The sequence below is a fragment of the Mangrovivirga halotolerans genome (assembly GCF_026241165.1).
Lineage (GTDB): Bacteria > Bacteroidota > Bacteroidia > Cytophagales > Cyclobacteriaceae > Mangrovivirga > Mangrovivirga halotolerans.
The window spans coordinates 1-11,289 of sequence record NZ_JAPFQN010000012.1 but is presented as its reverse complement, the minus strand read 5'-3'; the positions used below and the strand labels follow the sequence as shown (position 1 = coordinate 11,289).

Here is an 11,289-nt window from a genome sequence, read left to right as displayed (position 1 = left end):
TTTCAAATGATCAATGTTGATTTATTAATTGATTGTTGGTTGTTTCTGGTTTTAAATGATCGGTAGGATGAGTTTTTTTCATAAATAGCCCTTTTACTGCTCCCTTTATTATGGCATTTGCGTGTTTAAATTCAAATTTTGAAAGTTCTTGTAAAAGGTTTTTTGGCAGTGCTATAAACAAGAAAAACGAAGCCCCAAAGATCCAACGCCACCCATGATTATTCCTTCGCATGAACAATAACCGGTTACGTGTAAGATAATAAGTTTTAAGTGGATTTCCTTTCCCTACAGTGACAGATTCTTTATGTGTTACTTCAGATAATCCAATGTAGAAGATTTTATAACCCTTTCTTTTTGCCTTTTCGCACCAATCATGTTCTTCATAGTACAAAAAGAATATTTCCGGCATTAAGCCAATATCATAAATGACTTTTTTAGGAATTAATAAGGCACAACCATGTGCAAGGTTCGTTTCATAAATGGTGTCATATTGCCCTTCATCTTTTTCCAGATGACCAATTGATCTACCTCGACCTGTGAGGGGATGAATAGCTGTAGCGCCCGCATATTGTATTAAATTATCACCCTCCTGAAATTTTATTTTAGGAGTTGCCATTCCTAGATTATCAATTGAAGTGGCATTGTTGATTAGAGGTTCTAAAAATCCAGGTTTTAAAACTGTATCATTGTTCAAAAGCAGAATAAATTCACCTGAAGCTTTAGAAATACCAAGATTATTGCCTCCAGCGAAACCTAGATTAACATCGCTGTTTAAGAATGTAATTTCGGGATAATCACTCTTGATTTTATTTGAGAGCTTCGGATTGCTCCCATTATCAACTACAATTGTTTCAAGGTTCGGATAAGTTAAACCTCTTATATAATCAAGAAATTCACGGGTCATCAATTCCTGATTGAAATTGACCGTGATAATACTGACTTTAGGAAAATTTCGCATAAAAAAGTTAAACGTTATCTTTTTGCAATAACGCTGGTATAGTTTTTAACATAATACCAATATCAAAAAGTAAAGAAGATTTTTTCGCATAAGCAACATCAAGGAGCATTCGCTCTTTTTCAGACATATCAGCTTTTCCTCTTTTGGTTACTTGCCACAGCCCGGTAATTCCGGCAGGGGCATCAAACCTCTTAGCCCAAATATCTATCGTTAATTGTTCTGCTTCATATAGAGGTAATGGTCTGTTACCCACTAATGACATATCTCCCTTTAATACATTAAATAGTTGAGGAAGTTCATCCAAGCTTGAGTTCCTCAAAAATTTACCAAATTTCGTTATTCTTGGATCATTGCTGATTTTAACAAAAGATCCACCGTCATTATATTGATTAAGATGTTTTAATTTCTCAAGTTCTTTGTCAGCCCCTACTCTCATGGATCTGAATTTGTAAAAATCGAATATCTGATATCCTGATCCCGCTCTTTTTGATATATAAAAGACTGGTCCTTTGGATTCGAGTTTGATTATTAGAGCTATCAATAGGAGTATCGGACTGATCATTAATATTATCAATCCTGAAACAAGGATATCAAATGAGCGCTTAGCTATTGGAATATTAGGTTTTTTATGAAAAGTAATCGAACCTTTTTCTTCTTCGGTTTCGAGTAATAGAGATTTGTATTCTTTGAGAAACTGGATTCTGTAAACAAGATCCTCCACTTTTACTTCTGAATCATAATAGTCGTCTACACCAAATTTTAGTGCTTTTTCTTTATCCTTTTCATTCGGTTCTGAGGATAAAAGAATAAAAGGGAGGTGTTTGAAATAATTATTTATTTTAAGTCTATTAAATAAAGAAAAAGCTGCATCATCTGGCAAATCTGCATCACAAATTATTGCGGTAGGTAATTTATGACCTTGAATAAGTTGTTCTTCGAGCCATTTAAAAGCTTTGGAGGTTTCATTAAGAGCTAATCCATCATAGGCATAATTTACCATTTGCTGGCAAATAGCAATACCATTAAATCCTATATATAAGACTATATTCCTTTTTTTATTCTTAGGACTTAGAAATGATTCAGTTGAGGGTAAAGATTGATTGGTTAAAGAATCATTAATAGTAAAACTATGCATAGTTACCTATTTTATTATTACCAGTTAGCTCGTGAATTTCTTTTATAAATACTTCCGGATTAAAAGGCTTTTGATAAAAACTAATGGCTCCGGCCGCCAAAGCTTTTTCCTTTTCTTTTTCGTTATCATAGCCAGATAACATCACCACAGGGATTTCTTTAAATAATCCACTTTTTTTTAAATTCTCTACAAATACTCCACCACTCAATTGCGGCATATTGACGTCAGAAATAATTAAATCGGGTTTGTTACCTGAATTCAACCATTTAAGGGCTTTAAGCCCACTAGTTTGTGTGAAAACATTGAAGTCTTTACCCAAAAGCTTTTCCAACAACCAGCATATACTTTTATCGTCGTCAATTACAAGTATTTTTTTCTTATTGCTATTCATAAAAAATTCTCTGTTTGCCTAAAGTCTAATTTTTCTAAAACAATAAATAGTTAAATTTTTAGCCTGTCTTATAATTGATCGGATGTTAAAAATATAAAAAAGGGCAGAAAAAAACTAAGCATAGTGCAAAATTATTTTAAAATAATTATAAAACAACCTTGTATTACTGAGTAGTAAATTGTAATAATTTTAGGAATAAATATGATTCTTCAGGAAAGAATATTATTATTTGTAGAATAAAATTGAATAAAGATATTTTTGGATGAAAGTTATAAGAATTTGATATTATTCAGGCTTTATTAAGCAGTTAAATTTAAAATATTTAATTCTTAACAAGAGATAGTGCTTTCCTGATCTTATTAATACTGATCAAAGGATCTGAGGGATTAATATCTAGCAGTAATTCTTCGGCCAGATCTGCATCTCCTATATTTTGTTTATTGCCGATATTAAATATTTGATTGTCGTAAAAATCAGCTGCGTCTCTATATAGATGAAAAATAACCCCACCTATTTTTCTTTTTGTCGTAAACCCATCTTTTATTTGCATCTTTACAACTTTATTTTTCAAACTTCTGTAATAACGATGAGTAATTACTTCATAAGGTTGCATATATTAATCACTTTTTTATTTACAGGAATAATATTATCCTCCTGCAAAGAGCCTGTTCCTCCGGAATATACTGGTATTGAAAATATTGTTGTAGATGAAATAAATTCTGAAACTGCAAAATTAACCGGTGAGGTAATATTGATGAGTGAAGAAAAAGTTTCATGGAATATCAGAGATGTTGACATAGATGTTTTCCAGGATGAAAAAAATGTCGGGAATTTAAAAATTGCTGACAACTCCAAAATTGAGTTTGGAAAGAATACTGTTCCGGTTATCCTGATCATCAATTTGAAAGAAGTTGGTAAGCTAAACAGTTTATTAAGTTTATTGGTCTCAAAATCAATTACTGTAAATCTTAGAGGAAACATCAAGGTAGGGAAGTTTGTATATAATAAGGTATTGCCAGTAAATGAGACAATAGAATTTCAATTAGAAAAATAAGATATAAATGAATGTTCAGATCGTTCAATCAAAAAATGATATAAAGGAATGGCTTTCTTTTCCACTTAAATTATATGAGGGAGATGAAAATTACATTCACCCTTTAAACAATGATGTTGAAGAAGTCTTTGATCCCGACCGAAACAAACTTTTAAAAGGAGGTGAAGCAATTCGCTTTCTCATAAAATTGAATGGAGAAGTAATCGGTCGTGTAGCAGCGTTTTATAATGACAGGTTAGCAAATAAAGGGAATAAACAACCAACTGGGGGATTTGGCTTTTTCGAATGCATTAATGATAAAGAGGTAGCCTTTAAATTATTTGATATCTCTAAGGAATGGCTGAAGGATAAAGGAATGGAAGCGATGGATGGGCCGATTAATTTTGGTGACAGAGATCGGTTCTGGGGCTTGCTGACAGATGGTTTCTATCCTCCGAATTACGGAATGCTATATCATAAGGAGTATTATCAAAAATTCTTTGTTGATTATGGTTTCAATGTTTATTTCAATCAATATACTTATTATCGAATAGTCAAAGGTAAAAGCTTTGATGATCGGTTTTATAAAAAAGCAAAACTTAATATCAATAATCCGGATTACACTTTTAAATATCCTGAAAAAGATGAAATGGATAAAGTGCCGGAATATTTTTTAACTGTTTATAATAAAGCATGGGCGGGTCATAGTGGTGTAAAGCCTATGGATATTCGCCAGGCCAAAATGATTTTCAAAAAGTTAAAACCTATCCTTGATCGCCGATTATTGTATTTTGGCTTTTATAAAGGTGAACCCATCTCATTCTATATCAGCGTACCGGATATAAACCAGATTTTCAGAAAGTTTAAAGGTAAATTTGGCCTTTTTCAAAAATTACAATTCCTGTATTATCAATGGAAAGGAATAATTGATAAATCTTTGGGATTGGTATTTGGTGTTGTACCTGAGCATCAAGGGAAAGGTATTGAAGCTGCTATGGTGGTATCATATTCAGAGCTGGCATTTTCAGAAGAATACGAATATATAACGACAGAAATGAATTGGATAGGTGATTTCAACCCGAAGATGATGCGTGTAGTTGAGCAAATAGGAGGAGAAATTTTAAAAACCCATAAAACATACAGGTATCTTTTTGATCCGAATGCTGAATTCGAAAGGATGCCATTTAATTAATATTTTATAATTATGTCTAAGAAGTACGATGTTTTCGGCATGGGAAATGCCCTTGTTGATTTTGAGTTTGAAGTGGATGATACTTTCTTTGTTGAGAATGGGATTCAAAAAGGATTAATGACCTTAGTTGATGAGGAACGACAAAACTTTTTGATGAACGTTCTTCATAATGTGCCTGCCAAAAAACAATGTGGGGGTTCTGCAGCTAACACTGTTATTGCATTAAGTCAGTTTGGTGGTAAAGGTTATTATTCTTGTAAGGTTGCGGGCGATGATACCGGTAATTTTTATGCTGAAGATTTAAACGAAAATGGAGTAGATTCTAATTTAGATCATCAGGAACAACCTGACGGTATCACAGGGAAATGCCTTGTAATGATTTCGCCGGACGCTGAGCGTACGATGAATACATTTCTTGGGATCACCGCTGAATATGATTCTACTAGGATTAATGAAGAAGCATTGGCTAATTCTGAATACCTTTATATTGAAGGGTATTTAATTACAGGGCCTGAAAGCAGAAAGGCCATTAAACATGCAATGAGTCTCGCCAGAAAGCATGATACTAAAATAGCAATCACTTTTTCTGACCCAGGTATAATTGCCGGCTTTAAAGACTTTTTTATGGAGTTATTAGATGAGCCTGTTGATATGCTTTTCTGTAATGAAGCCGAAGCATTGAGTTTCACAAGTACTGAAAATATTATTGAGGCAAGAGAAGCTCTTAAACCGTTTGCTAAAAACTTCGCAATTACACAAGGTAAGAACGGGGCTATTATTTATGATGGTCTGACTTATATTGATATTGAACCTTATCCTGTTGATGCAATAAATACAAATGGTGCTGGCGACATGTTTGCAGGAGCATTTTTATATGGATTAACGCAAAATCATGGATTTGCTCAATCTGGTATTTTTGCAACATATGCTTCTTCGCAAGTTGTTACAGTAATGGGGCCTAGACTTGAAATGAGTCATGCCAGGGAAGTATCCAGAAAAATCACAGAGTTATAAAAAATAAAAGGCCGGTATTTCCGGCCTTTTTTATTAAAATTCTTTTTTTAACCACTTTTTGAAAATTTCTCGCTGATCCTTGCTTACAGATTCATTTTTTTCAATCTCATACCAGTCGTAATAAGTGGTGGCGTTACTATTAAGTTTGATCTCACATTCTTTACCAAACCTTTCATATTTAATATTAAGCGAATCCGAATCTTTATCAGAGCTTAAATAATCAGTGATGTCTTCACTTTTATCATCTATGCTGATTATTTTATCACCAATCATTAATTGTGATTCTGCTGGGCTGCCAGGAGCTATTGAGATTATTTTATCCCAATTATCAGGAGATAGTTTAAATCCAAACTTTCTTTCGTTTAACAACGGAGAATGCTTCGGTTTCAATTTACAACCTACATTAGATAATAAAGGCGTAAGAATATTTTCTATAGGAATGGTTTGATGATAAAGTGTGTAAAACTCCTGGGAAATATTTTTTCCGTTAGCATTGTTTAATATTTGTAAAATATCATTCTCTGTGTATCCTTTTGATTTTTTCCCGAAATCCCTCCATAATTCTTTTACAACATCATCAAGACTTTTTTCTCCTTTTGTATTCCTTAGAGTCAATAAATCTAAAGCTAAAGCAGAAAGACAACCTTTTATATAAATAGATACTTTTCTACCTGGAGCTCTGTTTTTGTAACCATCTACCCAAAGATCAAATGAAGAATCACTTAACGAACTATGTTTTCTTCCTTCGTTCTGAAAATGGCGTTTGCACATTTTATTAATCTCCTCGAGAAATTGTTCTGTAGAAAAAACGTCTGAAGTGGCTAGCATTTTGTCCCCGTAGTAGGTTGTAAATCCTTCAGTAATGTATCCAGTTTTATGATAGATTTCTTTTGACAGGTCATATGGCGTCATTTCCACGGGCCTGATTCGGCAAACATTCCAGGCGTGGAATAGCTCATGAGAACTGACTCCAAGTAAATCTTTGTATTTTTTTTCCTCAATTTCATTTTCGGGGCCGAGAATAATTATCGTGGAAATATTATGTTCAACTCCATGGTAGGCTTGAAAGGGTAAACCCAGGATCAGAAAAGTGTACTCATTAAAAGGAAATTCACCAAAAAGACCGAGTTGTTCCCGTGTAAATCTTTCAAAATCACTTTTCCAGTTTTCTGGATTTGAATTTTCACCGCAAAATGCAATTTTGAATTTTGTGCCATCCACAGAATACTCAGAAAAAGTTATCTTTTCAGAAGCAAAAAGAGGAGAGTCTATTAGTTCAAAATAATTTTTTGCTATCAAAGTATCATTATCAGAATGCTTAAGGGTAGTAGCTGTTTTAAAAGATTCCGGAATATCTAAAAAAACTTCAATTTTATCATTTTCCATTCCAACGACCTTAAATGCAAAATTTATAAAATTGAGATATACCAATTCAGGGGTAACCCAGCTTCCACCGCCATCTGGTTGGGCAGCATAAAATTGATACTTTACTTCCAACTCTTCAGGAGCATGGTCTATTTCCCATGTATTTTTATCGGATTTATTAATTGATAAATCTTCTCCGTCTTTATCAAAAGCTTTCACATTTCTTATATATGATGCGTATTCAGCCATTTCATATCTTCCGGGTCTCCAGCCCGCTAAAGATAAAATCAAGTGTTTAGAACTATTGCCGGTTATCCTTAATGAAATACTTAACCAATGGTTTAGAGGTTGCTCAGAGGAAATGTTGTATCTTTGCATGTAGAGTTTTTTTATTTTATAAGCAATATACGTTTGTAATTATAAAAAAGAAACTTATCTTTGCAGCCCAAATTAATAAAAAGATACAATGAAACGCACATTTCAACCGTCCAGACGAAAGAGAACCAACAAGCACGGATTCCGTACTAGAATGGCATCTGCCAGTGGTAGAGCTGTGTTGGCCAAGAGAAGAGCAAAGGGAAGAAAGAAGTTATCCGTATCAGACGAAAAGACTCATAAATAATTTGAAGTGAGCCTAAGCTCATTTTAGGTTTAGTCGATATATGACTGATCGACGTTACACTTTATCAAAGAATGAACGTCTTTGCGGTAAAAAGAATATACAGGAACTTTTTAACGAGGGTTCCTCTTTTTATTTTTTTCCTTTCAAAGTCTTTTACAGTTTTAACAAAAATAAAACTGAAGGGGACCATAGTGCCTTATTTACGGTACCAAAGCGACTTTTTTCAAAAGCAGTAGATAGAAATCTATTGAAACGAAGAATTAAAGAAGCTTACAGACTGCATAAACCGCAGTTTTATAACATCCCCATATCCAGACCGATCAATATTGCGTATATTTATACTGCCAGGAAAATGTTAAATTATTCTGACATTGAATCTTCCATGATTCGGTGTCAAAAAAAACTGGCTGATAATATTTTAAATGCGCTGAAAGATGAAGAAAAGAATTAAATATTTCCTCCTATCCTGTCTGGTGATTTCTATAGGGTTCTTCTCATTTACCCCTACTAACACTTATTTCGAGATTCAGAAGAATCTGGACATTTTTGCTACTCTGTATAAAGAGTTAAATACTTATTACGTAGATGAAGTCACTCCTGGTACAACAATAAAAGTCGGTATCGATGCAATGTTGTCTTCTTTAGATCCCTACACAAATTATATTCCGGAAGAAGCAATAGAAGAATACAGGACTCAAACTACGGGTCAGTATGGAGGAATAGGAGCCATTGTCGGTAATCGGGATGGTAAGAGCATTATAGTTATGCCTTTCGAAAACTCACCTGCAAACAAAGCAGGTCTTAAAGCCGGAGATGTTATCACTAAGGTTAATGGAGTCAGCATAGATAACAAAAATCAAGAACAGGTAAGTACCTTATTAAAGGGGGAGATTGGTAAAATGATCACCCTTACTGTTGAAAGATACGGAAGTAACAAGCCAATTGAAATAGAAGTAGAAAGACAAAGAATCACTGTTGAAAATGTTCCATATTTTGGCATGATTGATAACAGTGTTGGATATGTTAAATTAACTGATTTCACCGAAGGCGCGGGAAGAGAAGTTAGAGTTGCAGTCGAATCTTTGCTAGAGCAAGGTGCTGAATCTGTAATTTTAGATTTAAGAGGTAACCCAGGGGGATTGCTTAATGAGGCAGTTAATACGGCTTCGGTTTTTATTCCAAAATATTCAGAAGTTGTAACTACAAAAGGCAGGATTGAAGAATGGAATCAAACCTATAAGACGCTGGATATGCCGGTTGACACAGATATGCCGGTAGCAATTCTGACCGATAATATGAGTGCTTCTGCATCCGAAATTGTAGCAGGTGTTATACAGGATTATGACAGGGGATTACTCGTGGGCAACAGAACTTTCGGTAAAGGATTAGTTCAAACTACAAGGAGATTATCATATAATGGTCAGTTGAAAATTACAACAGCGAAATACTATATACCGAGTGGAAGGTGTATTCAGGCAATTGATTATTCTCATCGTAACTCAGATGGAACTCCAGGCACCATTCCGGATTCATTGAGACAGGCATTCAAAACTGCTAATGGCCGTATTGTATTTGACGGTAAAGGCATAAAACCTGATCTTTTAGTTGAAGAAGAAGCTTATGCCCCAATTACAAAAAGTCTTTTACAGAAGTCATTGATTTTCGATTATGCTACGGAATATGTTTATAATAATCCTGAACCCAAAGATCCTACCGCTTTTAAATTATCTGATAATGAATACAAAGATTTCTCAAATTGGCTGAAGAATAAAGATTACGACTATACCACTGAGGTAGAAAAAACCATTGAGCAATTGGAGATAAATGCAGAAAAAGAAAGATATTATCAGGCAATTAATGATGAATTAAATGCCTTAAAGAAGTTGGTGTTACATAACAAGGAAGCAGATCTACAGACCTTCAAGCCACAAATTAAAGAGCTATTGGAAAAAGAAATTATATCCAGGAGTTATTATCAGAAAGGTGCAATTGAAGCCGAGTTTGACAATGATCCCCAGGTAATAGCAGCTGTTAAAATGTTAAAAGACAAAGAATCATATAGTAGAATTCTATCAGGTAAAAATTAATATGAACATACTGGCTTTGGAAACGGCAACTAATATATGCTCTGTTGCTGTTGTAAATGAGGAAAAAGTACTTGGTAAAATAAACTTAAATATAGATAGGGCTCATTCTTCAAAATTAGCTTCAGCAATAAAAAACTTAATGGAGCTTTTGGGCTTAAGCTTCGAAGACCTGTCTGCTGTCGCAGTAAGCAAAGGACCAGGTTCATATACAGGGTTAAGGATTGGATTAAGTACTGCAAAAGGAATTTGTTATTCAAACGATATTCCTCTTATAGGAGTAGAAACTTTGCATGGAATGGCCGCCAATTTTAAGCAATATTCAGATTCAGATAATAAATTTGTTAGTTATCCGATGATCGATGCGAGAAGGATGGAAGTTTATACTGCCGCTTTTGATGCAAATTCACAAAGACAAGAAAACACCAAAGCCTTAATAATAGAAGAAGATACTTTTACTGATATTGCTGAAGATATAACGATCTATTTATATGGAGATGGAGCAGAAAAAGCTATTTCTAAAATAAATAGAAAAAATGTATTTCATATTAAAGGGATAATTCCAGACGCCACAGGAATCGGACTTGTCGCAATTGATAAATTTAAACTTAATCAATTTGAAGACGTTGCATATTTTGAACCTTTTTATTTGAAAGAATATAAAGCCGGGAAACCAAAATCATTATTACAAAATGGCTGAAGAAATTATAAATAGAGTAGCAAAGTCCCCCTTAATAACAATAGATCTTGAATCCTTATATGATCATAGGGAAAGAATTGGGTTTGACCTGAAAGACTTATTGTTCCAGGAATTAATTTTAAGAGAGAAGGATTTCAGACAATTTGTGAAAGAGCATGACTGGTCGGAATATCAGAATAAGCATGTAGCTATATTTTGCAGTGCGGATGCAATTGTTCCAACCTGGGCTTATATGATTATTGCTTCAAAGCTGAGCCCTTACGCTGCTTCAGTAAATTTTTCTTCAGTTGATAAACTTGAAGAGGTCATATTTGAAAAAATTATTGATCAGATTGATACGGAAGAATATCGCGACAAGAAAATTGTAATAAAAGGTTGCAGTAAGCTTTCAGTGCCCACATCTGCCTATGTCAGGCTTACTGAAAAATTATCACCTGTAGTTTCAAGTATTATGTATGGGGAGCCTTGCAGTACAGTACCTGTTTATAAGCAACCAAAAAAATAATTTTTCGTAAAATAGTCATCGTCAGGGGCTTTAAAATAATATAGAATTTTTCCTTTCAGACGTATTGCAATTATTAAAAAAGTGTTTACCTTTGCAATCCCTTTCGGAAACAGACGGTGGAAGAGGGAGTAAGATTGAAGTGATGGGGGCGAGTTTATTAGGAGGGAGATTGGGGTTAAGTTCCTGATTGAGAGGCCGGCAGAGAAAAGAAAAAATAAACTTGCAAAAAGTTGTGTGGAAATGAAAAATATGTTTCAATTTTGCACTCCCAAAACGGGAAGAGGGTACTT

13 protein-coding genes are annotated in these 11,289 nt (G+C 34.0%); 8 read left to right on the top strand and 5 right to left on the bottom strand.

Going from position 1 to position 11,289, the window contains the following annotated elements:
• Window positions 1-10: 10 nt before the first annotated feature.
• The 4 genes from OO013_RS18340 to OO013_RS18325 form a co-directional block, all read right to left on the bottom strand.
• Window positions 11-958: a glycosyltransferase family 2 protein gene (locus OO013_RS18340; RefSeq protein WP_266058449.1), complete on the bottom strand. Its 948-nt coding sequence runs from the start codon at window positions 956-958 to the stop codon at window positions 11-13.
• A 7-nt stretch (window positions 959-965) separates the two neighbouring features.
• Window positions 966-2,093 carry a sugar transferase gene (locus tag OO013_RS18335; RefSeq protein WP_266058448.1) on the bottom strand — a complete coding sequence of 376 codons (1,128 nt, stop codon included), beginning with the start codon at window positions 2,091-2,093 and terminating at the stop codon, window positions 966-968.
• On the bottom strand, window positions 2,086-2,484 hold the full coding sequence (locus tag OO013_RS18330) for a response regulator (protein WP_266058447.1): 399 nt from the start codon (window positions 2,482-2,484) through the stop codon (window positions 2,086-2,088). Before OO013_RS18330 ends, OO013_RS18335 begins: the two co-directional genes overlap by 8 nt.
• Window positions 2,485-2,806: 322 nt before the next feature.
• Window positions 2,807-3,034, bottom strand: a complete 228-nt coding sequence (locus OO013_RS18325) for a hypothetical protein (RefSeq protein WP_266058446.1) — start codon at window positions 3,032-3,034, stop codon at window positions 2,807-2,809.
• Window positions 3,035-3,070: 36 nt separating this feature from the next.
• Between OO013_RS18325 and OO013_RS18320 the strand changes: the two genes are divergently transcribed.
• Genes OO013_RS18320 through OO013_RS18310 form a run of 3 tightly spaced genes read left to right on the top strand, consistent with a single transcriptional unit; the run spans window position 3,071 to window position 5,723 of the window.
• A complete protein-coding gene (locus tag OO013_RS18320; protein WP_266058445.1) occupies window positions 3,071-3,538 on the top strand; it encodes a hypothetical protein in 468 nt (155 codons plus the stop codon).
• Between the two features lie 7 nt (window positions 3,539-3,545).
• Entirely contained in the window at window positions 3,546-4,709 is a 1,164-nt protein-coding gene (locus OO013_RS18315; protein WP_266058444.1) for a hypothetical protein, read from the top strand.
• A gap of 12 nt (window positions 4,710-4,721) precedes the next feature.
• Window positions 4,722-5,723 (top strand): adenosine kinase, encoded by a 1,002-nt coding sequence (locus OO013_RS18310; protein ID WP_266058443.1) that lies wholly within the window; start codon window positions 4,722-4,724, stop codon window positions 5,721-5,723.
• 33 nt (window positions 5,724-5,756) lie between these two features.
• On the opposite strand, the gene OO013_RS18305 is transcribed toward OO013_RS18310, so the two are convergent.
• A complete protein-coding gene (locus OO013_RS18305) occupies window positions 5,757-7,466 on the bottom strand; it encodes a M61 family metallopeptidase (RefSeq protein WP_266058442.1) in 1,710 nt (569 codons plus the stop codon).
• Between the two features lie 88 nt (window positions 7,467-7,554).
• Between OO013_RS18305 and rpmH the strand changes: the two genes are divergently transcribed.
• Genes rpmH through OO013_RS18280 form a run of 5 tightly spaced genes read left to right on the top strand, consistent with a single transcriptional unit; the run spans window position 7,555 to window position 10,999 of the window.
• Window positions 7,555-7,710 (top strand): 50S ribosomal protein L34, encoded by a 156-nt coding sequence (rpmH, locus tag OO013_RS18300; RefSeq protein ID WP_266058441.1) that lies wholly within the window; start codon window positions 7,555-7,557, stop codon window positions 7,708-7,710.
• 40 nt (window positions 7,711-7,750) lie between these two features.
• Window positions 7,751-8,161 (top strand): ribonuclease P protein component, encoded by a 411-nt coding sequence (locus OO013_RS18295; RefSeq protein ID WP_266058440.1) that lies wholly within the window; start codon window positions 7,751-7,753, stop codon window positions 8,159-8,161.
• Window positions 8,145-9,797, top strand: coding sequence for a S41 family peptidase (locus tag OO013_RS18290; protein WP_266058439.1), 1,653 nt, complete (start codon window positions 8,145-8,147; stop codon window positions 9,795-9,797). The genes OO013_RS18295 and OO013_RS18290 overlap by 17 nt, the downstream gene beginning before the upstream one ends.
• 1 nt (window position 9,798) lies before the next feature.
• Window positions 9,799-10,494 (top strand): tRNA (adenosine(37)-N6)-threonylcarbamoyltransferase complex dimerization subunit type 1 TsaB, encoded by a 696-nt coding sequence (tsaB, locus tag OO013_RS18285; protein ID WP_266058438.1) that lies wholly within the window; start codon window positions 9,799-9,801, stop codon window positions 10,492-10,494.
• Complete coding sequence (locus OO013_RS18280; protein ID WP_266058437.1) at window positions 10,487-10,999, top strand: DUF2480 family protein; 513 nt, start codon at window positions 10,487-10,489, stop codon at window positions 10,997-10,999. Before tsaB ends, OO013_RS18280 begins: the two co-directional genes overlap by 8 nt.
• The last annotated feature ends 290 nt before the right edge of the window (window positions 11,000-11,289 follow it).

Coding starts and splice junctions, on each gene's coding strand:
- OO013_RS18290 (WP_266058439.1), top strand. CDS start 8,145: ATGAAGAAAAGAATTAAATATTTCCTCCTATCCTGTCTGGTGATTTCT.
- OO013_RS18310 (WP_266058443.1), top strand. CDS start 4,722: ATGTCTAAGAAGTACGATGTTTTCGGCATGGGAAATGCCCTTGTTGAT.
- OO013_RS18315 (WP_266058444.1), top strand. CDS start 3,546: ATGAATGTTCAGATCGTTCAATCAAAAAATGATATAAAGGAATGGCTT.
- OO013_RS18280 (WP_266058437.1), top strand. CDS start 10,487: ATGGCTGAAGAAATTATAAATAGAGTAGCAAAGTCCCCCTTAATAACA.
- OO013_RS18325 (WP_266058446.1), bottom strand. CDS start 3,034: ATGCAAATAAAAGATGGGTTTACGACAAAAAGAAAAATAGGTGGGGTT.
- tsaB (WP_266058438.1), top strand. CDS start 9,799: ATGAACATACTGGCTTTGGAAACGGCAACTAATATATGCTCTGTTGCT.
- OO013_RS18330 (WP_266058447.1), bottom strand. CDS start 2,484: ATGAATAGCAATAAGAAAAAAATACTTGTAATTGACGACGATAAAAGT.
- OO013_RS18305 (WP_266058442.1), bottom strand. CDS start 7,466: ATGCAAAGATACAACATTTCCTCTGAGCAACCTCTAAACCATTGGTTA.
- OO013_RS18320 (WP_266058445.1), top strand. CDS start 3,071: ATGAGTAATTACTTCATAAGGTTGCATATATTAATCACTTTTTTATTT.
- OO013_RS18335 (WP_266058448.1), bottom strand. CDS start 2,093: ATGCATAGTTTTACTATTAATGATTCTTTAACCAATCAATCTTTACCC.
- OO013_RS18295 (WP_266058440.1), top strand. CDS start 7,751: ATGACTGATCGACGTTACACTTTATCAAAGAATGAACGTCTTTGCGGT.
- OO013_RS18340 (WP_266058449.1), bottom strand. CDS start 958: ATGCGAAATTTTCCTAAAGTCAGTATTATCACGGTCAATTTCAATCAG.
- rpmH (WP_266058441.1), top strand. CDS start 7,555: ATGAAACGCACATTTCAACCGTCCAGACGAAAGAGAACCAACAAGCAC.